A 24,013-nucleotide genomic window follows, 5' to 3' on the forward strand; every position below is an offset into this window, starting at 1 on the left:
ACGAGGTATCTACATGACAGATTCAGTCGAGGTTTCTCCGGTATTCATCGCCAATCTACTGCTCGGGGCCTGTCCCGAAAGGGCCTCCGAGCTCGAAGTGTTCTGGGAGAAGTTTGAGCCTCGTTTTGCTGTCAAGGACGACGGTGCCGGCCTTGACATCAGTGCGCGTGGAAACAAGGTGTCGTGGATGCACAAGACCTTCGTCCATGACTGGGTCGTCGCATTCGCGGGCTTCAAGGCGTTGGCTGCGTATGGTCCTCACGTCTGGTCCGGAGAAGCATTCAGCGGCGAGATTTCGACGCAGGCGTTAAGCGCTGACGAGGGCCTGTGCGCGGCCGAGGCCGAGCTCGAGACGCTTCTGTACTTCGCAAAACAGCTTGGGTTGGTCGCTGACCTCGAGGAACTGGACTGGCCTGGCGACGTCCCACCGCCAGGAACAGGCCGGGAGTTGCTTGCCAGCACGGAGGACCAGGCTTGCTTCGACATAGCCTGCCTGGCCGCTGCGGCGACCTTCCTGCATGAGTTGCGGCACGTCCAGTTCTCGGCCGAAAAGAATGCTCCAACGGTCCGTGCCGACGAGGAACGAGCCTGCGACGACTTCAGCCGGACGATGCTTCTCGAGCGCGTTGATGTTTACTCTGCGACTACCGGGGAAGTTGCCGACAGAGTCGCCAGCAAGCGAGTCATCGGCCTAGCGTCTGCCGCTCTGGCCATCGCGCAAGCTGAGTCTCAAAGTATGGCTAGCGCTGTTCAGAACTCACATCCGCCGATTCGACGGCGCTTTGTACATCTCGTCCTGGAGGCAGATGTCGCCGACAACGCAACGTGCTGGTCCTACACCGCCTGCTTGCTCATCGCCCTGCTGCGTCGCGGTGCCAGGTTGCCTCAGCAAGTGCAGTTCGACTCCCCGAAGAACCTTTGTCAGCAACTTGTTGACCTGCTGTAGTTGCACTCTTCGACTTCGGACTTGTGATGGCGTTGCGGAGTGCGGTTCACTCGATGCATCAACGCTTCGCCGCCGCAGCCTTCCGTGCCATGTTCCGTTGGTGGCCCTCGCGTCCACCCAACTTCCGCTCCGACGCCTCCGTAGCTCGAAACGCTGCCAGCTCCGCGGTCGTCTTCGGAAAGTTGCTCCTGTCGTGGCGAAACGCGCTCCAGTGTCCAGTGTCCTTCATCAACTGTGTGATGGTGGTTTGCACATTGCGCAGGTTCGCCCGGATGGCAGCTTTCCGAACTTGCTTGGCCAGTTGTTCGTCCAGTGAACTGGCGTCCCGTGGCACTTTCCCCGGTGGCCGATAGGCCAGGGTCTTCTGCTCCACATTGCAGCCGTCGAGGAATGCTTGCATCAGCACGTGCTTGACCGGCGCGAACGGCACCCTGACTCGTTCGCGCACCATCAGAGCAGGCCAGGAGCGGCCTGGCTCGGTGACCGAGCAGCCCAGACTCGCAAGGTAGGCTTCGCCAAAGGCTACCTGTAGGTTCATGGCCAACTGCGCGCTCGCGACTTCGCCTGTGACCATGACGAACCCCTTTTCCAGCGCGAGCGTTCGGTAATGCGTCGACCAATCGGCGGTATGCCCGTCAATGCGACTCAGTAGCTCATAGCTTCCAAGAGCGAGCGCCTTTGCAGTGGGGTCGGGTGGCCCCGCAAAGTCCGGTCGGCCTCTTTGGTGTTGAGGCAAGCCCATGCCGTAAGCGCGCGAGGCAATCTTGGTTGCGAAGTCGCCAAGGCGCAGACGTGTACCGTGGCGCCTGCACACGTGCGTTGCCGGCAAGCAGTGGTCTCGATGCCAGTAGCTCTCGCCGAGTTCTGCGACGTCATCCAGCACGCAGTCAGGGCAGTACCGTAGTGCCGGCAGCCCTTGCGTGACAGACTGGATGAGTGAGGCGACCGAACCTTGCTGGAGGTCTTGGCCCAGCGCTTTCGTGGCGAAGCGGTCCACGTCGGCTGGCGCCATAAAGGCAACGACGTAGGGGAAGGCCGTATGTTCCCACAGTAGCTCATGCGCGTTCACGCTCATGAGCTCTGCCAGGCCCGACAAGCTTGATGGAAGGAAGAATGACAGGTTGCTGCAGCGTCTTCCCGTCACCTCGACGAGAAGGCGCTTTGCTGGCACCCCGGAGTGAATCACGGCGCGGGTGAGCACGCTGCCAACGAGCTCACCAAGGTAGGGCGGTGGAAGCCTCAGCCAAGACAGACCAGTTCCTCCGGGTCAGGCGCCATGCCCAGTTCGACCAATTGCTGCACGACTGTCGTACGCTTTCGGAACGCGAGCACAACCGCGTTTCGATAGTCGTCCGGTCGGTCTGTCAGGTCCGGAACTTCCGGCTCAACAGACTCCTTGGACTTGGCGCGCTTCGACTTGGCAACTGGCTTCAGCGGAGCGACCTTCTTGGCTAGCTGTGCAGCCGCGTCGAACATATTCTTCGCAGTTCCCTCGGCATTGATTTCGCGGGCCAGGGCGGCAGCATCCTGTGCCGGCAAGCCAAGGACCTCTGCGGCACCTGCCAGGCGCATCTCGAAGTCCTCAGCTCCTGGACGAACGGACGCAGCGGGAGTCCGTTGGGCCCGGTATCGCCGTTCCAGGTCCGCAACGAGGTCACTGGCACTGGGCGGGGCAACGTCCTCGTACTTCATCAGCGCCTTCATGTCCTTATTCCGCAGCGCCTCCACCATCGGATGAATGAGGTACAAGTCCCTCTGGTACACGTCGACGAGGAGCTGCTCGCTGAGCGTCTCGGACTGGTCGAGGATGGCCCGAGCCTGTGCAACCATGAAGAGCTTGATTGCCAAGTCAATGACACCTTGAGTGCAGGCATACAGGACGTCGAACATGCCGTCGGTCAAAGGGACTGGCGTCCGTACCCACTGGTACTTCCACAGCTCGGTGACGAAGTCAGACCATTCACCCGGCCGTCGTTCGATGGTTCCGTCTTTGCGAGTTATATGTTCCCACTGCGGCATCGGACCCCAGTCGCCCAGGCCGAGGCCGAGCGAACGGCGGGCCTGGCGAAAGTCCAACCCCAGAATCTTGTTGGCCTTATTCGTGCCGATGTACAGCTGAGGCACCTTGCATTGGTTGCACAAGGACGTCAGCTCCGACATCAGAATCTGCTCGTCTTTGCGCGCATTCGCGACGTTCTGGACCTCATCGGGGATGAGCAACCCAACGCAGTGCTTGTTCATCAGACGGGCCGCGACTCGGATGAGGACGTCACCCGACGCACGGCTCTTCGCAACATACTGGTCGTAGTAGTTGCTGTCTGGTATGAGGTAGTCAAGCTTTTCGATGATTCCAGTGGCCAGCGCCTTCGTACCTCTGCCGTCGCTGGGCATCTCGAAGTGCAGATACGTGACCTGGAACAGGTCCAACTCCGGGTGGTAGTAGACCGGTGGGATATGCGCGAGAACGCGCTTCACAGTCGTCGTCTTGCCCATGCCGGAAACCCCGACCAACGCAGTCGACAGTTGCGGGGTCAGCGTGTCAGCCGACTGGCGGAAGGGCTTGTCTTCTCGCTCGAGGTTGTGAATGTGCTGATAGATTGCGACTTGGTCGCGGGACATCGGCCTGCGTCCGACATAGCCCTCCCGCATCATCGAGTCGATGACTCGTGCAAGTTGGATGTGCGCGGCCAGCGGCACCATGAAGTTGGTCAAGCCGAGCAACTCGTGGATGCGCATGTGCGCTTCCCAATCACGAGCATCGACGCTGAAGTCCGGCTCAAGGGTGAGCGAAGCCAAGAGTTCAGCTTCGTCACTTGGTTTGGGAAGCGTCTCGATGAGCTTGTTGCCGCGATAGCGCGCGATGCGTTGGTCGGTGTCGTACTTGGCAATCCTGACGTGTGGCGGGAGTAATCTTGGTGCGTGGCTCATGGTCATCTCTCTATCCTTGCATGCGCTTTCGAGCCGCGGCCATTCGCTCTTTGAGAGTCATCGGAGCATGCTTGCCGGCGGCAGGTATGGCTGAGGAGGTGGATTCAGCTTGTGTCGCTGCCAGGTCGGTTCCGCGACCAATAGGTATGACGACGGCGCTCTCGGCCGACTTGTCGCCCGCGTCTGGAGTTGGACCGGCGTCGAGGGGAGCTCGCGCGGACGGCTGCTGCGGTCGAACGCCACCGAGGGCTGTTCGTTCGGCTGAAAGCTCCGCCGCTCGTGCGGGGGCGGTGTCCTTCCTGCGGCTTGAACGGGACACGCCCTTGACCGCAGGCAAGACATCCGCTTTAGCCGCTGCAATAAGCGGAGCCGCGTGTTGGTTGTATTCGAACCGAGCTTGACGCTTGACCTCCGGAGCGAGTGCCGTGAGTTGGTCCACGTCGTAGAAGTGACGCGTCACGTCCGCGAGCGCCATCCCTGCGAACATCACACTGTCCTTCGTGAGCGAGGCGACGAACGACTCGCCGCTGCCATCAGGTGCGAAGACGACGATGTTGTCGACCAAGCGATAGTCGAACGCAATCTCCAGGGGCTTGCGGTGTCGACGCCCTTCAACCAACCAGCCGCGAGCCTCAGCTTCAGGGCAGGAATACAGGAGGCGGCCGAACAGGAGGCCGTCCGGAGTGATGGTTGCCTTGTCGCGCGGCATGAGCTCCGCCCGAACGCGTTCGAAGTCCATCTGGTCAAGCTTGCCCATGCGGCGGCGCATGCCGTGCAGGTACAACTCGCGCGGAATCGGAGGCACACCGTCCGCCACCTGGGCGATGGACAGCGGGTACCCCGTTTGCATGGTCTTGTTGTGAGTGATGATGGCCTTGACGATGAGAGACGTGAACTGCTTGATGTTGAGCGTCGTGTCCTTGTCCTTCTTGGCTCCGCGTCGTTTGCGGTTCTCCGCATCGGGGGCGTACGCCGGCGTGTGCGGTGCAATGATTTGATGGAGCATCGCGAAGCCGCACTCGACGAGCGGCTTCCAATCGGGTCGAAGGCCCGGCACGTTCATGAGCGTGGCGCGCAGTGAGCGTGCGATGCGTCGGGCCTTCTTGGCCGTGAGTTCTCCCTGGTCGGCCAGGAACGCCTCCGGCAGAATGCCGTGTGCAACCCAGTCGGCCGGGTCGTAGTCGATACCCAGATAGCGGCAGAGCTTCTCCTTGTCCTCGCCCAGGCTCAAGATGGCCTGCATGGCCGCCATGTACGAGGCGTTCTCGAAGCCGACGTACCAACCGACAATCATGCGGCTGGCTCGGTCGATGATGAGATAGAGCGTTGGCTTGCCGACAATGGCGGCCTTGTTCGCAGTTGAGACGAGCAGCACATCGGCAATCGTCGCGTCGAACTCGTACATGTGTCCGACCCCATGGCAGTCGAGCTGAACTGAGCCTTCGGTAGACCGATGGTTCTGCTCGAACTCCTTGTCACCCTTGCGTTTGCGAATGCGTACTTCGAGCGGGTAGTTCTCCTTGAGGAAGTAGTCGAGCTGTCGATAGCTGGGACACTCGACCGCCGGCTTGAGGCACTTGATGCCATTCCCGTCGACGTAGGTGTAGTGCCGCTCGTGCAGTTCCTGCAGCGTCGCGGTCAGCGTTCGATGCATGTCCTTCTGAAGGTAGAAGGTCTCGAGCACATCACGCATCGCGTCTATGTCGTGCTGAGCGAGTTGGTAGGGCCTCTGTGTGCCGTTCTTGGCCTTCCGCCCACGCCCTCCGGTGCCCATAACGTTTGGCCGACCGCAGTTGGCATAGTGACCCAGAAGCGCGTCTTGCGTCTGTCCACCTTGCCAGTAAGACCGCAGGTCCTTGAGGAGCGTCTTCGGCGTGCCGCCGTCCGGGTGAGCAGCGCGTTCCTTCAGCAGACGTGCGCGTTCGTGCCGGTCGAAGAGGCCCGGCTCGTCGACAAGTGGTTCGATTCGCTTCCATGCCAAGTTGCTCTGAATGACTTCGGCATCAGAGGGCGGGCGTACGAGCGGCAGCATCGCCGGTGCGGCCGCGAGCGACTTCGCAGGCATGGGCGCCGGATTCTTGGGCTGTTCCGCGATGAAGTCGCCGGGCAGGTCCGAGTAGGTCGCGACATAGGGAAGAGCAAACTCATAGCCGAGGAGGATGAGCCAGGCGGCGTCGGTCTCGATGCCGAACGTAAGCAGGCGATGACGAGTCGAGTCGTCCTTGCGAACGAGCACCTGATTCCGACGGAACGAATCGGTGTCTTCCATCTCACTCGTCTCCCACTGACCGCAGCCGACCGGGGAGTGCAGAGAGACGGAACGTGTCCATGTGGGCGAGTTCGACGGTTGGATTGTTCAGGTCCATGGTTAGCGCTTTCGCCGACATCAACATGCGAGCAACACGCAGGCCGACGCCCTTCTCAACGCTGTAGCGTCTGTCGTAGCTTGTGCAGTAGTCCGTCAGGGAACCGTCGTAGCGGCGAGCTCTGATGTCGGCGACCATGCGGGACTTGTGCTCCTCAAAGAAGCCAGGGAACGGCTCGGTGGCGTCCTCGTCAAGCTGAGCGTCGCGTATCCACTCCAGGTTCTTCAGCCTTTGCTTTGGGAGTCGTTCGGTGATGATGATGTGGTGCTCGATGTCCATGCCGTGGCAGCTCGCACGCGCGATTTCCAACTGATTGATGACGGTCGGGTCTTCGAGTTCGTCGGCGGTCTTGACGTTGAAAGCTTGCAAGTACTCCTGACCGTCGCGCACCCGGTCGACGAGGAAGTCGAGCGTCATCACAAACGGCACGTGCGTTCCCGGGTAGTACTGATGTGGGATGCGCAACTCGTGCGCCACCTCCAGCGTGATGTCGCGGTCGAGCGGGTACTGCTCGCGGGCATCGACAACGTCGTCAGCCCATTCGAGCATCAAGAAGGTCAGCCACTCACCATTCGAAAGCAGTTGGTGCGTCCGCCCGAACTTGTGGCTGTACGGCTCATGCGTGCGACCGTCGGAATAGAAGTCGAGGATTCCGACCCAAGGCTGGTAGGTCGCGCTGCGACCACGACCTTTGCCCTCCCGCTGGAGGGTGGCGATGACGCCTTCGTCCCACTTCTTTCGACCGCGACTCATGTCCTTCCTTCGCTCTATGTCAGTGCAGTTGTGCTTCGCTTCGGTGTAGCTCTGGCTGTTTATCCCTATCCACCACTTGTATTGACGCTGGCGGTTGTCACGCGTGGGCCACTGCGGATACGGGGTCTCGTGGCCTGCGCGGAGGGTCAGTGAGCGCTCGATGAGCAGTGGCGGGCGGGGCTCTCCGGCCAACAGGCGCTTGCGCGCGGCTCAGGAGTCCACCAACTCCTCAAGCGCGACTTCAAGTTCCACTTCGGCGCCAATCGCTCGGTCGTCGGCAATGCTGAGTGCTTCCCGGTAGTCCGCGAGTCCTGCCAGTGAAGCCTTCAAAGCCTCAGGGCTCGGGACCTTGACCTCAAGGTCTTCTTCCCTGGCGTACTTGCGTTCGCCCGAATAGTCCCGCTCGAGTTCGACCGTCTCCATGGCGACATGACAGTCGCCGACGCGCGCGAACAGCCAACGGAGTTCGTCGCGGCTCAGTGTGTCCTGCTTGAGCGTCACCTTCACGTCGGCGTCGCCCCACGGGCAAATCGGCGAAGACCACCAAGTCTCTGTAGCCCACCTCAGCATGTGACTCAAGGGATACAGGTCGTGCTCGAACTCAACGCGGAAGCAATAGGTGCGGTCCTCTGCACCATCCGGCGTCGGTTCAGGGAGTCGACGCTTCGCGTAGTACTCGTCCTGACGGTCGAGCCATGAGTTAGTGACGAGGGGTTGCTTGTTCGATGAGTCGGAGTCGGTCTTGTGGTTCATGACGTGTAGGTGTCCTGTTTGTAGTGGGTTGTGGCCAAAGCTCATCGCAAGAAGCTGTCGTCGAGGTAGGTCAAGCGAATGCAGGCGATGCAGCAGCGCATGTGTCTCTCAAAGGCGGCAAGGTCCTGACTCGGGGAGGGAGCAGTCCTGGTGGCGACGTCTAAGCTGGGGCGGTCAATCGCGGGCACGACCTGCTTCACCACTGAGGCAACGTCGTAGGCGTCGAGGTACTTGTGGACGTGTTCCGCGAACTCAGACAGGACATGAGGGTGTGGGGAGCGGGTCGCTTCCAACGGCACACCATCGGCGGCTGGGCGCAGCGTCTTGCTGCCAAGGTCGAGTTCGAAGATGCGTTCAATGAGCCATCGGACCTCGGGCGGTTCTAGCGTGCCTGGACGGTAGGTCAGCTTCATCGCCACTGGTCCGAAGTGCAGGTACGGGCTCATCCAGAGGCGTTCACCGGCCCAGCCAGTGAAAGTAGTCATCAGCCACGACTCGTAGCCGGTGGAGACTGTCAGTTCGACTGTTCGGTGTTCGGCGCCGTGGGGCGTCTCGTAGGCGGCATCGCGCTCGAGGTCTGTGCCAGCGGTCAGGTGCAGTTCTTGTTCCGTTCTTTGCGACGGGTTCATGGTCAAGTTCATATGTGTTCGGTGGGGGATTGATTGCGCTGCGGGAGGTCAGCGAAGGTTGTTGTCTTGTCCCGTTGAATTCTTTTTCTTGTTCTTGTGACGCCCGAGAGGGCGTCGGGCGCGCTAGCGCCACCAGACGAGACGCCTGGCCAGCCGCTTCGACGTAAGTCGCCGGCGGTACGGTTTGCAGTGACTCAGCTGCCGGAGACGAACCCGGGTGAGCACCGCGTGCAGCAGGGGGAAAGAGCGAGGCGCTCCGGAGAGCTCAGGGTGCATTCTAGCAAAAGCACTACCGTAGTGCAATAAGTAGTGTAAAACATGCGTGATACAGTAGTGCATTAAAGGTAATGCCAGCAGGGCTCGTCACCATGCCAAAGAAGGCCAAAGGGGGTCCTAGGGACTCCGTCTTTACAGTGCGACTTCCTGCGCGGCTGCGCTTTGGACTCGAGCTCACGGCGAGGCTCAACAACGAGCCGATGACAGACGTCGTCGTCCGTGCCCTCAGCGATGGGCTCAGTTCCGAAAACGGTGGTCTATTTGTCGACCTGCCTGGAGAGGAACTGCCCGTCTTTCTGCTTCCCCGGGTATGGGACGAGCGTGACTGCGTCCGCCTGGTCAAGCTGGCACTGGTCTACCCGGCGTTGCTGGGCGCGACCGAGCGCCGGGCATGGGAGGCGATACGAATGGCGGACAAGTACTGGTCTGCGTCGAAGGCTCGCGGCTCGAAGGCAGCGAAGCCCGCTCGCAAGGTCGAAGACCTGCAGGTTTCTCCTCTGGAGGCAGACTGGGAAGCGCTGCTTGCTGCTGCTACGAGCCAGCGCAGTCGCGCTGACTCGTAGCGCAGTAGTGCACCTGGGCGTCAGGCAAGTGGTCTCGAGCTCAAGGTTGATGCGCGCGTGAAATCGGTGCACCTCTAGAAGCTCCGATATCGGGCCAGTGCCAATCCATGCTGCTGAACGAACTCGTTCGAGCTAGGCGGCGCAACTGGGTGATTTTCATTGCTCACTGCCTGGTCCGAAGTTCGCCGTCAGGTACGTGAGCAACCTGTCTTGCTCCGCGGGGTCGTTCAATCCTTTGCAGCCGTCAACGATGCAGACGTGGTCTGCCGAGCCTCTTGGCCACAAGATGTCTTCGTCATCGACGGCCACCCACGCATCTGGGCGCAGCCACTCGACGTGCGCGGCCACGATGTCGCCTTTGTTCATCCTCCAATAGTCTTCGTCGCTGTATCTCACAGACCGGGTGGTTCCGCTGCGCGTGCGCACTTGACGCACGACCCTTGTTGTCAGGTCTTCGTATGTGAAGCCGACGACCCGCTCCGTGAGTGCACCCAGATGTTCGAGGACCGCGGGCAGGCCATGTTTCCAAACCTGCGTTGAAGTCAGGACGATTTGCACGTCAGGCCAGCGAGCGAGAGCGTTGGAAAGCCACGGCACCGCCTCGTACCTCCGGTGGCCGTTTCTCCAAGGGCTTCGGTGAAGGACTAACTCATATGTGGACTCGCTCGGATGTAGGGTGCCACTGATGCCCAGGTACAGCACGCGCGTCACCTCGCTTCCCCACTTGTACTCTCAGTCGTAAACGCGGCGCGCAACAATTCCCTGAACCTGTTGCGGAACTGCGCTGGCGAAGCATCTCGGATGCTGCTTGCAGGCTGCGTCAAACGAGCGCCCCAATGACTGTCAACACGTGCTGCTGGTACTGCCTCTTCAACACGTGAAGGCGACGTTCTCGCATGCGGTGCAACGTCGAGTGATTCGGCTTTCGTTGCAACTCCTCGCTTGCCGCGCATTGCCTCGACAGGCTCGTGGCAACAAAGGAGTCCGTACTCGGTTGCCCACACTGGGTCGGACTCGCGCGGCAGTACATCGAGGTAGCCCTCCGCGTTCGGAACAAGCTGCGACCACAGGAGGTCGAAGCACTCGAAGCTAGTTGGCACGGCCGGTAGCTTCTTGCGCAAAGCCATCACGTTGGCACCTCGCCGCCACGTCGGAAGCCGAGGACGACTGCACCCGGGAGCACTTGCGCCACTTTCGCAATCATCGAAAGCGAGACGGGCTCGAGATACAAGAGCGACAAAACATGTGGCTCACCGGCGCCCACAAGCGTCTCCGTGCAGTCCGCCGCTCCCAGGAGCTCGACTGCCGCGTCTTGACTCATGCTCGGAGGCAATCGAATCCGTAGCTCGAACGTCGATGAGTCCATGTTGGCTATGCCTTCTCTTCGCAGTCATGAAACACCATCACGAGGCCATCAGCCTGCGACCAACGCAGCAACGACGACTCGTAGTTTCCGGACACGTGGCGATGCATCAGGTGGACGGGAATCGTCTCTCCGCGAGTCAGCTGGTGGACTAGCTCCAGCTGGTGGGCGAACGGAATGCCGCTGACGTATCGCCCGTGGAAAGGCCCGCTCATCAATCGGCCGTAGCCTGAGAGAAGGGCCCGGGCTCGCGCGCCCAGCAGTCGTTCGGTCTCTCGGTAAACGTGCAGGCTCTGGCGCAACGCATCGGCGGCTTCATCGTCCATTGCCGACCCTTCCACGCGGCATTTCGCCGTCGCTGACCAAAGAGACCCGCAAGTGTTCGTTCAACATGGCTTCGCCAATTACTTCGGCATTGAGAGAGACAAAAGGGCGCCACCACGCGCCTGCCGCGCGCGAGTGCGTTTAGAAGAGAGACGGCCTGCGCCGTAGGGAGTTGCTCAGTTGGTCACCTCCGCAGTCGTGTCACGACACCGTTGACAATGCCGAGGACTTCAAGCGTCGTCCTCAGGTAGATTGGCTCAAAAACCGGATTGGCTGCTTCGGGGAAGCAGCCACGTCCGCGACCAGGGGCGTGGGTTCTCGGCGACAGAGTCAGCTGCGCTGCAGACATGTTGACCTCCATGGGGCGCACTGTGATTTTTCACAGCCCAGTGGTCAAGCAGTTCCGGGAGCAGCCCTAGAGCACAGTCAGTGTTGATGAAATGCACTGGCTGTTGAGGTGGTACTGCGCGGCGTGACTGCCTATTCGGGAATGAGCTTCCGCAGTTCAGTCTCGGCGCGCGCCGTCTGTTGCTGGCGCTCAAACTCGATGACGTTTCCGACAAGCTGCTTTGCGCGCTTGACGCGGGTCTGCGCATCCAGAGACCAACCTCGGTCGATGTCGAACTTCTGGAAGATTGCGAACACGTAGTCTCTCAGGTTGCTCGCTCCCCAGTAGCTGCACCCGACAATCCATTGTTCGAGTTCGTACGAATCGAACGGGAATCGATTCGCAGCATTCCAGTACTTGACGAGCCGAATCGCGGGCTTCAACAGGCTGCCGCAGTCCATGTTCCGTCCCTCGAGCTTCTTACTGAACTCGGTGGGGTTCGTGGCTTGCCAACTGCCTCGACCGTCAGGAATTCTTGTGCCGTCCCACCAGGAGCGCGTTGCAGGAACCAAGTCGAACTTGATGTGATTCAACTCCAGTACGATGGTCGGCGACGACTGGTAGACCTCGGAACGGCCGTAGTAGGTCTGAAAGAAGCGGCGCAGGCGGTCGAGATAGGTCTGCGGAGTGCTGTTGGTGTCGCGAAAGACAATCATGTAGTCGATGTCAGACCGTTCGTCGAAGTCTCTGGGCAGAATGGTTCCTCTGGTTGACGACCCAAACTGAAAGTGGTCCTCCAAATCGCCTTCAAAGTAGGCATCGAGGCGAGTCTTCAATGTTGCAATCGACCGCGAAATCGAGGTCTTCTCTGCACCGTTGAGCACCGCGGCGCTGGCTCGCTGCTGCAGGTAGGACAAGACAGACATGGTCAACCTACTTGTCAACGGCGTAGGTCGCTTCGCCTTCGTCAATCCCCTTCCGAGCAGCTTCGAAGGCTCGACGAGGAATCTCCGGACTTGACTGGTTGAGGTCGTTCCTTCGCTTCGACAACGCCTCAAGGCGATTGGAGGCTTCGTCCGCATCCAGACTGGTTGCGCGGACATTGCGAAAGACGCGTGTGTCGTTGCGCAGTGACAGGTACTGGTCCGCAACCTGCTTGTGTTGAGATGCTCTGTCCGATGGCTTCAAGAAGGTCAATAGCCCAGTGAGGATTGCGGCGGCTACTGAGAGCAGCTGCGCGGCGATGGCGTAGTCCTTGATGAGCGCGGCACCGGCAAGGGCTGCGAAAATCGTTCCTGGGATTCCCAGCCAATAGTGACGGCGGCGCCACGTGTCAGCTGCGTTGAAGTGGCTCTTGGCGGAGTGTGTGCAGTCCTCTTCAATCCGCAGACTCTCGTCGTGAAGTGAGACACTAAGCGGGCCATCACCTGATTTGTTTGTCACGTCGTTCTCCATCGAGTGTTGCCTCGAACTCTTGCGGCACAAGCAGTCGTGTCTTGTGGCCACGCAGTGCGGTGTGTCGATGAGCACTCGTCTTGGTCAGCTAGGCGCCGGTCGTACGAACTGCTCAACGTCACGCAGGTTCTTAAGGACTATCTGTTGGGCTTCTGGCTTCGAGGCGATGTCCAAGTCCAGTCGTAGATGTCGGAGTGCATAGAAGAGGAACGCCTGCCGACAACGGAACTCGACCTCTCCATCCTTCATGCCGTAGTCGAGCTCAATGGCTCGCTTGTGAGACGCGGGCAACTTGGGATGGGGCTCGAGGATGAGCGGGACGATGGTGTGCCACTCATGGTCGTCTTCCGGCTTCGCTGCTGCTGGTTCGAATCCGCCGACCTCGAGCATGCGGGCAATCACGAAGTCGCGAAACTGCCTTCGGCTGTGGCAGTAGGCCCGTGCGTGCCAGCGAAATCCATCGTGAGCCAACGCATGCGGAGACAGCGCGCGTGCCGTTGGTTGCGGCCGCGTCATTGACTGGTAGAGCACGCGAACTGCCGTGCCCTCGCGCATCGCTCGCAGCAACGCTACAAGAACCTCCACGCGAAAGGTACGGCCTGGACTGGGCACCGTTGCGACGGAGGGCGCCCAGGCCAGGAAACTACTCTCGCTGGTGTCGAGCTCCGCAGCCGTTGCGAGAAGGTCGTTCAGGTACCGGGCTGCGTCGCTGGACGGGAACAGTGGACGGAAGGACTCCGAAGCCACGTAGACCCGCGAGCTGCGGTCATAGTCAAGGTTGCCTGGTGCCAACTCCAAGTATTTGGCGATATCTAGCGAAGCCTGCGGAACAGAGATGCCGAAGAAGTCGGTGAGGTCGCTGCGATTGAGCCGGCCATCCCACCGTAGGCGGAAGTCAACAAACTCCAGGCGGCGGTCCTGGCTCCATCGACCGGAAGAAGGGGCTCGCGGAGGCGACACACTCTGGCGACTAACTGGACGTTCCCTCATCCGTGGATTCTGGCACGAGAATAAAAACTAGACGAGCATAATTAGTAGACGTACACTGTCCCCACCAAACGAACACCAGGGGAGCCGGTGTGGATGCATCTCAACCTGCCATGCACTGAGCGGGGGCGCGATGAAGGCCCTTCGCGGCGCAGCTGCCCTCCGAAACCTCCGCGAGCAGCCCCTTTGGAAGCTGCTGGCGGCGCACCGGGCGCCCGTCATCGTGGCGCTCCTGCAGAGTCTGTTCGTCGAGGGCGAGAAGACTCTGGCCGCCTCGGTGCTTACCGAGCGGCTGACACGAGACCTCGAACTGCTGCGCTCCACCGGCGAGGACCTGGCCCAGACGCCGCAGGCGGCCATCGCGGAATGGCTTGCTCAGGGCTGGCTTGCACGCCGGCTCAGGCCTGGTGCCTCCGAAGAGGAATACGAACTCTCGGCTGACGCGCTCAACGGCATTCGGTTTATCACCGGCGCGTTGCGCCCACGAACGACCGCCACTGAAAGCCGCCTGTCGCTTGTCATCTCGCAGCTGACCCAGTTGGCCGACGAGACGGACTCCAACCCGACGACACGCCTGGAATCGCTCAAGGCCGAACGAGCACGCATCGCCCGCCAGATTGAAGCCGTCGAGCGCAACGGGGTGAAGGCGCTCGCCGACGACCGCGCCATCGAGCGCGCTCGGGAGGCCATCTCGCTGGCCGAGGAGTTGACCACGGACTTCCGCTCAGTGCGCGATGAGTTCGACCGTCTCAACCGGGGGCTGCGCCAGAGCCTCATGGAAAGCGAAGGCAGCCGCGGCGACGTACTCGAAGCGCTTTTCGCCGGCGTGGACCTCATCGGCGAAAGCGATGCTGGTCGCACATTCAACGCTTTCTGGCGGCTGCTCACCGATGCTGAGCAGGCAGCCGCCCTGCTCGAAGCCTTGGAAGCCATCACGAGCCGGCCTTTCGCCAGGGCGTTGGAGCCACGTGAGCGCAAGTTCCTGCTCGGCCTGACGAATGTGCTGCTTGACGAGGGTCGCGGCGTCCACGACGTGCTGCAGAACTTCGGTCGCAGCCTCAGGAGCTTCGTGCAGAGTCGCGAGTTTCTCGAGCAGCGGCGGCTGCACAGCCTGCTCAAGCAAGCGACACAGGCAGCCCTTGCGACGAAGGAGATGGTCCGGCCGAACCAGGGTGTGGGCTACAGCCTGACTCAGACCAGCAGCCGCATTCGTTCCATCTCGCAGTGGGTGCTCTATGACCCGTCCACTCGAGTCGTCGATGCATCCATGCATGCGGCGGAAGAGGCTGAGCTAGACCTCGAGACCGTCAGCGAGATGGTCCGTCAATCCGAAATCGACTTCCGTACGCTGAAGGCCAACGTGCGCAAAGTGCTCGACCAGCAACAACAGGCTTCTGTCAGCGAGGTCCTGGCCCTCTTTCCGGCGGAACAGGGCCTGGGAAGCGTCGTCGGCTACGTTGCCTTGGGGGCAAGGCACGGCGAGGTGACGCAGTCCATCGAAAAGGTGTCCTGGCAGGGAAGCGATGGCGTAGACCGCAGCGCTCGGGTACCGACCGTGTACTTCATTCGGGAGAAATACCATGAACTCATGGAATGAACCGGACGACGCCGAAGACGTCGGTGCACAGGAAGCCGTTTCGACCGCAGGGCCGCCGGTGGGCGACAAAGACAGCTTCACAGGCGACACCGGTGAGCTCAAGATGGACACGCGCCGGGTTTTGGTTCAGCTGCTGCTAGGTCCGTCCGTGGACGCCCGGCGCCAGAGCAAGCTCTGGCCGGTGCTCGTGCAAGACGAGAAAGCACTGCGTTCGCGTCTGCACGAATTGTTTCTGGACCTTGTCATCGACCACGAGCAGAAGGTCGCCTTCACCCGCCAGGTGGTCTCCGACCAGCTGGACGTGCCCATCCTGCTGCGCAAGGCGCCGCTGACCTTCATCGAGTCGGCGCTGTTGCTGTTCCTGCGTCAGAAACTGACCCAGGCCGACGCCCAGGGCGAGCGCGCGGTGGTTTCTGTGCAGGAGATGCAAGAGCACCTGAGCGTGTTCGAGAAGGCCGACAACTCCGACCGGGCTAGATTCGAGCGCCAGACGGTGAACGCAGTCGAGAAGGCCAAGACGCTGAGCCTGCTGCGCAAGCTGGGCCGCAACGAAGAGCGTTACGAGGTGGCGCCGACCCTGAAGTTGTTGTTCTCAGCGGAGGAAATCCAGGGGTTGATGCGCACGTACGAATCCCTCGCCGAGGCGCAACCCTCGGAAGGCGGTGAGGACAGTGGCTTGCCTGATGAGCCACCAGTGAACGACGATGGCGCGGCAGGCGGCGACCTGGAGACAGTATGAATCCATTCGGACAGGCCGTCACGCTGGATGGCGCCAGCGACCAGTTTCGGCTGACCCGCATCCAGACGTTCAACTGGGGTACGTTCGCCAATGTCTTCGACTTCCCCATCCCGCGGGAAGGTTACCTTTTCGTTGGGCCTTCTGGCTCCGGCAAGTCCACTGTGCTGGATGCGCACGCTGCACTGATGACGCCGCCGAAGTGGGTTGATTTCAACGTTGCTGCCCGGGAGAACGAACGCCATGGCAAGGACCGCAGTGTGATGACGTATCTGCGCGGCGCTTGGGCCACGCAGACGTCCGAGAGTGGCGAAGCAGTCAAGCAGTACGTCCGTACCGGCACCACTTGGTCGGCCATCTCTGAAACCTACCGCAACGAGCAGGGAAGGGTGGTGACGCTGGCCCAGGTGCTCTGGGTCCGAGGCAATGCCACAGCGCCAACGGAGGCGTCCCGGGTGTACCTGACGATGGAGAGGGAGTTCAACGTCCAGGAGCTGGACTTCTTTCCGACCCATGACTTCGACGTGCGCCGGTTCAAAACCGACCTGCCCGAAGCCGACATGTTTCGCGAGTTCAGCGGCTATCAGGAGCGGTTTCAGCGTCTGCTGGGCATCGACAACGAGCGCGCTCTGCGCTTGCTGCACAAGACGCAGTCGGCCAAGGATTTGGGAGACCTGAACTTCTTCCTGCGCGACTTCATGCTCGACGCGCCCGAGACCTTCAAGGAGGCAGCAGCCCTGGTCGAGGGCTTCGGGACGCTGAATGAAGCGCACCAGCGGGTGGTCGCTGCCCGCGAGCAAGTGGAGACGCTCATCCCCGCTCAGTTGGACGACTTGGAGCGGCAAAAGGCCGTGAACGAGACCAATGTCCTGCGCGAAGTGGCCGAGGGGCTGGACCACTACAAGGAGCGGCGTCGGCGAGAGATGCTGCGTGAGCGCATCGCGGAGCTGAAGGTAGACATGGAGGGCTCAACGCAGGCCGCGTTGCGGCTGGGCGAGCAGGTCGAACACGAGTTCGGCAAGCTAACCGACATGCAGCAGCAGCGTCTGGGCATGGGCGGGGGCATCCTCGAGCAACTGCAACGCGACCTCGCGGCAGCGAATGCCGAACGCCCGGAACGCTTGAAGAAGCGGGACCTTGCCGTTGCCGCCTGTACGGCACTGGGCTGGGCCATGCCCGACACCCCCGTTTGGTTTGTCCAGATAGTAGAGAAGGCGCGTCAGCGGGTGCTGAACGCGGGCCAGCTGCGGCGTGAGCTTGAGGGTCAAAAGGACGAGCTCAAGGGCGAGTTGAAGGACAAGTCAACTCGCTTCACAAACCTCGTCACCGAAATCAAAGCGATGCAGGCGCAGGACTCGAACATCCCTGCGCGGCTGCTTGGCATCCGGCAGGCTATCGCGGCCGACCTCGGCATCGACGAAGCGAAGCTTCCGTTCGTGGGCGAACTGCTCGAAGTGAAGTCGGACGCGGCGGATTGGCAGGGTGCTATCGAGCGTGTGATGGGCGGCTTCGCCCGTTCCATTTTGGTGGACGACCGTTACTACGGTGCTGTCTCCACGTTCGTGAACTCCCGGCACCTGGGCACGCGTTTGGCGTACTTCCGCGTGATGTCGCAGACCTCGGGCAATCAGGGCGTGCACCCAAGCTCACTGGTTCGCAAGCTCAACATTGCGCCGAACGCCCACGCAGATTGGCTGCGCGAGGAGCTCAAGACCCACTTCGACTTCGAGTGTGCAGATAGCCTGACCGCCTTCCGGGCCTCGCGGCGCGCGGTCACGAAGGAGGGTCTAGTCAAGCACAACACGACACGCCACGAGAAGAACGACCGGGACAACATTAACGACCGCAGTCAGTGGGTGCTGGGCTTCGACAACCACGCCAAGCTCGCCCTGTACCAGGAGGACGCCGCAAAGCTTGGGGCCCGTATCTCCGAAATCGAGGCTCAACTTCGGGAACTCAACGCCAAGGACGATGAACGCGACACCCAGGCCCTGTTGTGCCAGACGCTGGCGAACATGTCGTGGAACGAGGTTGACGTTGCCACCCTGCTGGACCGTGTCACTGACCTGACCCGCCGCATCGACGCTGAGAAGACAGCGAGGCCAGACCTGGCTCGAATGGACGACCTCATCAAAAGGCAGGACGAAGTGCACCGAGAGGCTGTGCGCAAGAAGAACGAGCAGGACATTGCGACGGGCGCTGTCGGCACGGACATCCGCAAGGTCGAGGGTCGACTGCTCGAAAGCGAGAGTCGCCATCAGCTCGTCGCCGAGACGCCCACCCAGCTCGAGGCGCTGAACCAGCGCTTCGCGCGCTACGAGCTGACGCTCACCTTCGACAACATCGACTCGTCGGCCATCCAGGTGGAACGTGCCCTCAGCACCGAGCGCAACAAGCTGAACGAACGCATCATCGAGCTGAAGAACGCCATCGTTCAGCGCTTCGCCGAGTTCAACCGCCGCTGGCTGGCTGAGTCCGACGGCCTTGACCCGACAATTGAGAGCGCCCCGGACTACTTTGGCAAGCTTGCCCGGCTGCAGAACGACCGGCTGCCGGAGTTCGAGGAGCGCTTCTTTGCATTGCTGCGCGAGCAGAGCGACCGCCACGTCTCCACGCTGGCGACTAAGGTCAACCAGGAACGCGCTGCCATCCGCCAGCGCATGGAGTTGGTCAACGAAAGCCTGAAGACCGCGCCGTTCAACCCGGGTACCCACCTCGTCATCGACACGAAGGACAAGGTGCTTGAGGAAGTGGTGCTGTTCCGTGCGACGCTCAAGGAAGCGCTCAGCTATTCCTTTGGCACCCTGGACAAGGAAACGGCCGAGAAGCGCTTCAAGGTGCTGCAAGCCCTGGTCAAGCGGCTTGCCAGCCACGAGTCCGTCGACCTGAAGTGGCGCAACCTCGTGCTCGACGTGCGCCAACACGTCGAGTTCATCGCGCGCGAACTAGATGTCGACGGTTTGGAGGTTGAGGTCTACCACAGCGGCGCGGGCAAGTCGGGTGGCCAGCGCCAGAAGCTGGCAGCAACCTGCCTTGCGGCCGCACTGCGCTACCAACTGGGTGGCCAGGACCGGGCGCTGCCCTCGTATCCGACAGTGGCGCTGGACGAGGCGTTCGACAAAGCCGACCAGGAGTTCACCGCCATGGCGATGAATATCTTCAAGACCTTTGGCTTCCAGACCATCATCGCCACGCCGATGAAGAACGTGATGACGCTCGAGCCGTTCATCGGCGGCGCGTGCTTCGTCCACATCAAGGACCGCAAGCGGTCTACGGTCATTCCCATCGACTATGACGACGATGCCAAGCGCCTGAAGCTGTCTCCTGACCTGCGCCATGCCGAAGAAGCTGCTGTCGACTGAGGAAGCTCGCAGTTTCCTGACCAAGCGCTACGACAACCAGAAGCAGAACTGGTTGGTGGGAGACGGTGCGTGGCCATTGCTGCTAAACCTCGGCGTGCCGACGGAGAACGACGTCGCCGCGGACCCAGCGGGCGTGCGGGCTTGGGCCGAGTCCTGGTCACAGTGGAAGGCGGCTGGAACTGTCACCTGGGAAGAACGGCAGTTCGCGCGGCTCGGCGGGCAGCGACTTCCCGCGGGTTTGGTGCTGGCGGATGCAGGGGAAGTGGCTGTGGTGGCAGCGCAGAGCCGACGCTGGGAGACAGCGTCGTCGCGATACGCGCGGTTAGTGGCGAAATGGCCAGTTCTTCGGAAGTCGACGGCCATCACGGGGCGCTTCTCTGCGCTGGAGAGCTACGCCGAGCCGGACTTCGAGCGCCTTTTCTCATTGCTTGCGTGGCTGGACGCGAATCCGTCTTCAAACCTGTACTTGCGTCAACTGCCTGTCGAGGGGCTGGACACCAAGTGGATTGAGCAGCGAACGGCGGTTGTGGCCAGCCTCTTGCGGGTGATTCGCGGCGCGCAAGACGACGCAGGATTCTTTGAGCTGTGCGGCCTTGCGAAGCCACCTCATCGCGTTCGCGTCAGGCTCCTGTGTCCAGGACTAAGGCGGTTGGTCGGTGGTTTGCGGGACATTGAAGCTCCAGTCGGCGACCTCGCCGCGTTGCCTATCGCGCCAACGTCGATTGTCATCGTCGAGAACCAAGAGACGGGATTGGCGCTGCCGGATATGGCTGGAGCCGTGGCCATCATGAGACTCGGCAATGCGGTAATTGCTCTAGATGCGTTGCCCTGGCTGCGCGGGGCAAAGGCGATGGTGTATTGGGGCGACATCGACACTCATGGCTTCGCCATTCTCGACCGGGCTCGGCGTGTCTTGCCCGAATTGCGCTCGGTCCTCATGGATGAGGGGACGTTGCTGGCGCATCGCCAGCTGTGGGCGCAAGAGCCGACACAGTGCCCCAATGTGCCCCTTGAAACGCTCGTTCAGCCCGAACGCGCGGTATACGAAGGTCTGCGTGCAAACGCCTGGGGTCAGAAGGTCCGCCTGGAACAAGAGCGAATCGTCTGGGACACTGCGCTGGAGACGTTGATTGCAGCGCTTTCGGAAGTGCCGCTGGCTGAGCGGGAAGCTCCGCCGCATGTGGTACTTGGAGATGGGTGAACGCCAGCTTGGTTAGGCAGGGCGCTAGTTAAGGTGGAAAAGGAGGGGGAGTACAGCTGACTCCTCCTTGAAGTGCAGCGTCCAATCACTTGTTCCCACCGAACACTGCTGAGGTGTATAGGAAGCTCCGATTCATCCAACCTCGGGATGAGACGACAGTTCGAGCAGAAAAGATAGACGGGAGAAGCGAATGCAAGTGCCGAGTGGGCCGCGGAGGAACATCGCAGTCTTCATTGACGGAACGTGGAATCGGGGCAACTCTTCGTCGCCCACAAACGTCCGGAAGCTCTTCGAGGCCACGCCCAAGTGTTCGGCGGCCGACGTCGAACAACTCCCGCTGTACATCCAAGGTGTTGGCACCAAGCCCAAGTTCGACGACCTCAGCTGGGTAGATGAGGACTACCGGGCGCAGTTGCAAAAGCTCCTGGGCGACGAGTTCCCGGGGCCAGTGCCGGACTTCGTGCGAGAAAAGTGGGGCGGTGCTTTCGGCAAGGGCACAGCTGCCCGCATACGGGGTGCTTACCACTTTGTCTGCCGACACTACCGGGAGCGCAGTGAGGACAGAGTGTTCCTGTTCGGATTCAGCCGCGGGGCCTTCGCAGCGCGCTCCCTAGCTGGCTTTCTCGACGTTGTTGGTCTGCTGCTTCTTGGTCACCTGGACAAGGTAGAAGAAGCCTGGATGCTGTATGAGCGGGCCCTTGACCCGGCGCAGTCGGAACTGCAGGAGTTCCTCTACAACCTCACCGGCTATAGACGCGCAACGCGAGACCAGTTCTACGTTCCGATGCACTTCCTTGGCGTCTGGGACACAGTGGCGTCGCTTGGTATTCCTTCGCGACAAGGCTGGCTCATGGCGCCGTTCACTGAGTTTCATCAGGTCGATGTCCCACCCGCCGTGATGACGGCGCGACACGCTATTGCCGCGCACGAGATTCGCAGTACCTTCGAGCCGCTTCTGTGGAGGTCCAGTGCGGGGAGCACAGACCTCATGCAGGTCTGGTTCCCAGGAGCACACGCAGATGTCGGCGGGGGATACAAGACCGGCAAGGACAAGCTGTCCGACAACGCGCTGCGTTGGATGATGCGTGAGGCTTCAGAGTATGGGCTTCTGGTGCGGTCGCCGAGTCCCTGGTTGCTTCAGGCGGATGCGCTGGATGCGGTGCACCACGAAATTCGGGGAATGTTTATCACGTCGACACCGACGCCACGGTTGTGGTTGGGTGGCCGCGAGCCGACGAACGGCTTCCATATGCATAGAAGCCTCGTCGACTACCTCCTTGAGTCCAGTCATGACTATAGGTTCAGCCGCCCATTTGTGAACGCGGCCCTTCGCCGAGCCGACGAACTCGCGCTTCTGCGCTTCATTCACACGCGACTTGACGGTCGGGTGGTCGTTTCATGAGTGATACGGACAAAACCCCGCCATTTTGGTGGGGTGGAATCTCCCTCGAAGAGGCGCTTCGCAGCAGGACGGCGCTGAAGGAGATGAAGGACGCTATCGCTGCCGGAGTGGTGGCAGTGGACGCTGAGGCGTTTGCGCGAGCCTTGGCACTGCAACAGCTGCTCTTCGACGAGACCGCAGTGGAGGATGCCTTGACCTTTGCGTTGGGCTTGGTAGATGGGTCGAGGGCCGAACTGGAGCGCTCGCGTGACTGGCATCTAGTTGCTGCCAAGGCTATGGCGGCGGCTGCCGTGACCCGCGCAATCGAGATGAGTGTTGAAGCACTTGGCCCGAAGCTTCAGAGGGAGGAGTGGCGGCCTGGCCTGAATACCATCTACCTGGCTACTGGGTTTCTCACAAGTGCAAAGAACGAACTTGGGATAGAGGCGCTCCGACAGCGTGCGGCCGGAAACAGCTTCAAGCTGTGATGCCTGCCGTGGTCAAGCGAACAACGTCAATCCGTCTGATGCGCTGCGAGACTTCGACGGAACTCCCAGGGAGCGGTGGGTTGCGGCTCGCGCCATAGACCACGCCGTTCCGAGCGTGCCTGCTCCTCTGCGGCCGCGTACGAGGTGCGGTCCTCGGCTGACTGTTCGCGAACGTAGGCCTTGTAGTGCCACGCCATGCCACGCGCGACCTGCTCAAGGCCGGCGTCCACTTCGCCAACGAGCACCTTGCCGACAATCCGGCCGTACCGGTCGGTCTTCTTCCAATCGACGACCACGTGCTTGCGGAAGACCATGGCGGACAAGCTCTGCCGGGACCGACTACCGTACGTTTGCTTCTTCTCTGGCGCGTCGATGCCAGCAAGGCGGACCTTGTGCTGCGATTTGGCGTCGTCTAGGACCGTCAAGGTATCGCCGTCGGCGAGGCCGACGACCTCGCCACTCAGACTCTTTGCTGCAGCCACTCCGAAGACTGCCGTGAACGCCACCGCTGCGAGGATATGAAGCAGCGGCAGGGTGAAGGAACTCTTGAACATGGGCTGAATGCTATCGAGTGTTATGAGCAAGGCTTCAGGCGGCCCAGTGCTCTGTTGCACGGGCTGACATCACGCGCTCGCCAGTGCCTTGGATACTTCAGCTGCTCTTGCCCGCGTCATCGCGGCGTCGATACCAAGTTTGTCCCGGCGATTCGTCCATTGCCTTGTCGCGTCGAACTTCGAAGTGTTTGCTCTCGTGCAGAACCTGCCGCCATGAAGTGCACCCGTACCGTTTCGGGGTCTGTTCGGGGTGCAAGGCCCCGATGCGTCTGATGGCATCTGCCAAGTTGGTCCAACCGGCCTGGGCGTGCGCGGTGGTCGCTTCCCGCAAAAGTTCAACCACCGTCGCTCGCGGCCAGTCGACGGTGCCTTCGGGGGCGATGCCATGGACGAAATAGTCTTCCCAGGCCTTGCTTGCAAAGAATGAGGCTGTCACGGCGTGCGCGTCTTGCATGCTCTTCGCCCAAGCCGCGAGCGTGGCGTAGTGGGAGTCAACTTTCAGGTACGCATCGTCTAGGTACGCGACGGCGTCGCGGCATCCCTGGAGCGTCCACACGTCGTAGGTCTCGATGAAGTGATGCACAAGGTTGTTGCGCAGCGCAACCAGCTCGCTCAGCTGCTGTACCGTCTCGGCGTAGCTCTCCGGGCTCATCGCGATGGTCGAATGGCTGCGAATCCAACCGGAACGCGGCACGTCGTCCCGCGGTTCATCGGGCCCGGCGTCCCCGGACTCGGCCCCTTGCACCGACAGGTACGAGCCCGTGAGAACGCCGACCAAGTGCCCAAGCGTCTTGTTCTTCAGACCCTCGGCTTTCTGGTCGCGAATGGTCATCAGTTGGTCGCCGGGTCCTTCAATGGACTGATGGGCGGCCAAGGCCTTTAGGAGTTTTTCGTACTGCTGGAGACGCAGGAGGCATCTCCCCATCTTGCGCTGGACTTCGTGCTGTTCGCTGGTCACGTCTTCTGTCACGCTGATGCTCCATGCTTTTGCGACCGCACCTGAAACGTCACTTCAACGCGCGC

The 24,013-nt window shown here is 61.2% G+C and carries 21 protein-coding genes; 8 read left to right on the forward strand and 13 right to left on the reverse strand.

What is annotated here, in order from left to right; genetic code table 11:
- The first annotated feature begins 13 nt into the window (after positions 1 to 13).
- Positions 14 to 946: a hypothetical protein gene (locus ACAH41_RS01120; RefSeq protein WP_325651806.1), complete on the forward strand. Its 933-nt coding sequence runs from the start codon at positions 14 to 16 to the stop codon at positions 944 to 946.
- A gap of 58 nt (positions 947 to 1,004) precedes the next feature.
- On the opposite strand, the gene ACAH41_RS01125 is transcribed toward ACAH41_RS01120, so the two are convergent.
- From ACAH41_RS01125 to ACAH41_RS01150, 6 genes are all read right to left on the reverse strand, one after another.
- Positions 1,005 to 2,198, reverse strand: coding sequence for a TnsD family Tn7-like transposition protein (locus ACAH41_RS01125; protein ID WP_370538128.1), 1,194 nt, complete (start codon positions 2,196 to 2,198; stop codon positions 1,005 to 1,007).
- The gene (locus ACAH41_RS01130) at positions 2,186 to 3,880 is read right to left on the reverse strand and encodes an AAA family ATPase (protein WP_325651804.1); all 1,695 of its coding nucleotides are present in this window, start codon (positions 3,878 to 3,880) and stop codon (positions 2,186 to 2,188) included. The genes ACAH41_RS01125 and ACAH41_RS01130 overlap by 13 nt, the downstream gene beginning before the upstream one ends.
- Positions 3,881 to 3,884: 4 nt before the next feature.
- Entirely contained in the window at positions 3,885 to 6,143 is a 2,259-nt protein-coding gene (locus ACAH41_RS01135; protein ID WP_325651803.1) for a hypothetical protein, read from the reverse strand.
- Position 6,144: 1 nt separating this feature from the next.
- Positions 6,145 to 6,993, reverse strand: coding sequence for a TnsA endonuclease N-terminal domain-containing protein (locus tag ACAH41_RS01140; RefSeq protein ID WP_325651802.1), 849 nt, complete (start codon positions 6,991 to 6,993; stop codon positions 6,145 to 6,147).
- A 210-nt stretch (positions 6,994 to 7,203) separates the two neighbouring features.
- Positions 7,204 to 7,746, reverse strand: a complete 543-nt coding sequence (locus ACAH41_RS01145; protein WP_325651800.1) for a hypothetical protein — start codon at positions 7,744 to 7,746, stop codon at positions 7,204 to 7,206.
- A 41-nt stretch (positions 7,747 to 7,787) separates the two neighbouring features.
- The gene (locus ACAH41_RS01150) at positions 7,788 to 8,375 is read right to left on the reverse strand and encodes a hypothetical protein (RefSeq protein ID WP_325651798.1); all 588 of its coding nucleotides are present in this window, start codon (positions 8,373 to 8,375) and stop codon (positions 7,788 to 7,790) included.
- Between the two features lie 476 nt (positions 8,376 to 8,851).
- Between ACAH41_RS01150 and ACAH41_RS01155 the strand changes: the two genes are divergently transcribed.
- Complete coding sequence (locus ACAH41_RS01155; RefSeq protein ID WP_325651797.1) at positions 8,852 to 9,214, forward strand: hypothetical protein; 363 nt, start codon at positions 8,852 to 8,854, stop codon at positions 9,212 to 9,214.
- Positions 9,215 to 9,370: 156 nt separating this feature from the next.
- On the opposite strand, the gene ACAH41_RS01160 is transcribed toward ACAH41_RS01155, so the two are convergent.
- The 5 genes from ACAH41_RS01160 to ACAH41_RS01180 form a co-directional block, all read right to left on the reverse strand.
- Positions 9,371 to 9,925: an HAD domain-containing protein gene (locus tag ACAH41_RS01160; RefSeq protein ID WP_370538122.1), complete on the reverse strand. Its 555-nt coding sequence runs from the start codon at positions 9,923 to 9,925 to the stop codon at positions 9,371 to 9,373.
- A gap of 660 nt (positions 9,926 to 10,585) precedes the next feature.
- Positions 10,586 to 10,903 carry a hypothetical protein gene (locus tag ACAH41_RS01165; RefSeq protein ID WP_325651795.1) on the reverse strand — a complete coding sequence of 106 codons (318 nt, stop codon included), beginning with the start codon at positions 10,901 to 10,903 and terminating at the stop codon, positions 10,586 to 10,588.
- A gap of 478 nt (positions 10,904 to 11,381) precedes the next feature.
- Entirely contained in the window at positions 11,382 to 12,155 is a 774-nt protein-coding gene (locus ACAH41_RS01170) for a nucleotidyltransferase (protein WP_325651793.1), read from the reverse strand.
- A 7-nt stretch (positions 12,156 to 12,162) separates the two neighbouring features.
- Positions 12,163 to 12,684 carry an SLATT domain-containing protein gene (locus tag ACAH41_RS01175; protein WP_325651791.1) on the reverse strand — a complete coding sequence of 174 codons (522 nt, stop codon included), beginning with the start codon at positions 12,682 to 12,684 and terminating at the stop codon, positions 12,163 to 12,165.
- An 84-nt stretch (positions 12,685 to 12,768) separates the two neighbouring features.
- Complete coding sequence (locus tag ACAH41_RS01180; protein WP_325651790.1) at positions 12,769 to 13,674, reverse strand: WYL domain-containing protein; 906 nt, start codon at positions 13,672 to 13,674, stop codon at positions 12,769 to 12,771.
- Between the two features lie 130 nt (positions 13,675 to 13,804).
- Here ACAH41_RS01180 and ACAH41_RS01185 point away from each other — a divergent pair, with 130 nt between their 5' ends.
- From ACAH41_RS01185 to ACAH41_RS01210, 6 genes are all read left to right on the forward strand, one after another.
- The gene (locus ACAH41_RS01185) at positions 13,805 to 15,268 is read left to right on the forward strand and encodes a DUF3375 domain-containing protein (RefSeq protein ID WP_325651789.1); all 1,464 of its coding nucleotides are present in this window, start codon (positions 13,805 to 13,807) and stop codon (positions 15,266 to 15,268) included.
- Between the two features lie 58 nt (positions 15,269 to 15,326).
- A complete protein-coding gene (locus tag ACAH41_RS01190) occupies positions 15,327 to 16,007 on the forward strand; it encodes a DUF4194 domain-containing protein (protein ID WP_325651787.1) in 681 nt (226 codons plus the stop codon).
- Positions 16,004 to 19,366, forward strand: a complete 3,363-nt coding sequence (locus ACAH41_RS01195; RefSeq protein WP_325651785.1) for an SbcC/MukB-like Walker B domain-containing protein — start codon at positions 16,004 to 16,006, stop codon at positions 19,364 to 19,366. Before ACAH41_RS01190 ends, ACAH41_RS01195 begins: the two co-directional genes overlap by 4 nt.
- A complete protein-coding gene (locus tag ACAH41_RS01200) occupies positions 19,341 to 20,567 on the forward strand; it encodes a Wadjet anti-phage system protein JetD domain-containing protein (RefSeq protein WP_325651783.1) in 1,227 nt (408 codons plus the stop codon). Before ACAH41_RS01195 ends, ACAH41_RS01200 begins: the two co-directional genes overlap by 26 nt.
- Positions 20,568 to 20,757: 190 nt before the next feature.
- Positions 20,758 to 21,969: a DUF2235 domain-containing protein gene (locus tag ACAH41_RS01205; protein ID WP_325651782.1), complete on the forward strand. Its 1,212-nt coding sequence runs from the start codon at positions 20,758 to 20,760 to the stop codon at positions 21,967 to 21,969.
- Positions 21,966 to 22,436, forward strand: coding sequence for a hypothetical protein (locus ACAH41_RS01210; protein WP_325651781.1), 471 nt, complete (start codon positions 21,966 to 21,968; stop codon positions 22,434 to 22,436). The genes ACAH41_RS01205 and ACAH41_RS01210 overlap by 4 nt, the downstream gene beginning before the upstream one ends.
- A gap of 26 nt (positions 22,437 to 22,462) precedes the next feature.
- Here the strand turns inward: ACAH41_RS01210 and ACAH41_RS01215 are convergent, their stop codons facing one another.
- Together ACAH41_RS01215 and ACAH41_RS01220 are read right to left on the reverse strand one after the other, a co-directional pair.
- Complete coding sequence (locus ACAH41_RS01215; protein ID WP_325651780.1) at positions 22,463 to 22,990, reverse strand: thermonuclease family protein; 528 nt, start codon at positions 22,988 to 22,990, stop codon at positions 22,463 to 22,465.
- A 97-nt stretch (positions 22,991 to 23,087) separates the two neighbouring features.
- Positions 23,088 to 23,960 carry an OST-HTH/LOTUS domain-containing protein gene (locus ACAH41_RS01220; protein WP_325651779.1) on the reverse strand — a complete coding sequence of 291 codons (873 nt, stop codon included), beginning with the start codon at positions 23,958 to 23,960 and terminating at the stop codon, positions 23,088 to 23,090.
- Between the last annotated feature and the right edge of the window lie 53 nt (positions 23,961 to 24,013).

Source organism: Ideonella sp., from assembly GCF_041287625.1.
Taxonomy (GTDB): Bacteria; Pseudomonadota; Gammaproteobacteria; order Burkholderiales; family Burkholderiaceae_C; genus Ideonella.

Excerpts from the sequence above, each read along its gene's own strand:
- ACAH41_RS01120 (WP_325651806.1), top strand. The coding sequence starts at position 14 with ATGACAGATTCAGTCGAGGTTTCTCCGGTATTCATCGCCAATCTACTG.
- ACAH41_RS01130 (WP_325651804.1), bottom strand. The coding sequence starts at position 3,880 with ATGACCATGAGCCACGCACCAAGATTACTCCCGCCACACGTCAGGATT.
- ACAH41_RS01135 (WP_325651803.1), bottom strand. The coding sequence starts at position 6,143 with ATGGAAGACACCGATTCGTTCCGTCGGAATCAGGTGCTCGTTCGCAAG.
- ACAH41_RS01140 (WP_325651802.1), bottom strand. The coding sequence starts at position 6,993 with ATGAGTCGCGGTCGAAAGAAGTGGGACGAAGGCGTCATCGCCACCCTC.
- ACAH41_RS01145 (WP_325651800.1), bottom strand. The coding sequence starts at position 7,746 with ATGAACCACAAGACCGACTCCGACTCATCGAACAAGCAACCCCTCGTC.
- ACAH41_RS01150 (WP_325651798.1), bottom strand. The coding sequence starts at position 8,375 with ATGAACCCGTCGCAAAGAACGGAACAAGAACTGCACCTGACCGCTGGC.
- ACAH41_RS01155 (WP_325651797.1), top strand. The coding sequence starts at position 8,852 with ATGACAGACGTCGTCGTCCGTGCCCTCAGCGATGGGCTCAGTTCCGAA.
- ACAH41_RS01165 (WP_325651795.1), bottom strand. The coding sequence starts at position 10,903 with ATGGACGATGAAGCCGCCGATGCGTTGCGCCAGAGCCTGCACGTTTAC.
- ACAH41_RS01170 (WP_325651793.1), bottom strand. The coding sequence starts at position 12,155 with ATGTCTGTCTTGTCCTACCTGCAGCAGCGAGCCAGCGCCGCGGTGCTC.
- ACAH41_RS01175 (WP_325651791.1), bottom strand. The coding sequence starts at position 12,684 with ATGGAGAACGACGTGACAAACAAATCAGGTGATGGCCCGCTTAGTGTC.
- ACAH41_RS01180 (WP_325651790.1), bottom strand. The coding sequence starts at position 13,674 with ATGAGGGAACGTCCAGTTAGTCGCCAGAGTGTGTCGCCTCCGCGAGCC.
- ACAH41_RS01185 (WP_325651789.1), top strand. The coding sequence starts at position 13,805 with ATGAAGGCCCTTCGCGGCGCAGCTGCCCTCCGAAACCTCCGCGAGCAG.
- ACAH41_RS01195 (WP_325651785.1), top strand. The coding sequence starts at position 16,004 with ATGAATCCATTCGGACAGGCCGTCACGCTGGATGGCGCCAGCGACCAG.
- ACAH41_RS01200 (WP_325651783.1), top strand. The coding sequence starts at position 19,341 with ATGCCGAAGAAGCTGCTGTCGACTGAGGAAGCTCGCAGTTTCCTGACC.
- ACAH41_RS01205 (WP_325651782.1), top strand. The coding sequence starts at position 20,758 with ATGCAAGTGCCGAGTGGGCCGCGGAGGAACATCGCAGTCTTCATTGAC.
- ACAH41_RS01210 (WP_325651781.1), top strand. The coding sequence starts at position 21,966 with ATGAGTGATACGGACAAAACCCCGCCATTTTGGTGGGGTGGAATCTCC.
- ACAH41_RS01215 (WP_325651780.1), bottom strand. The coding sequence starts at position 22,990 with ATGTTCAAGAGTTCCTTCACCCTGCCGCTGCTTCATATCCTCGCAGCG.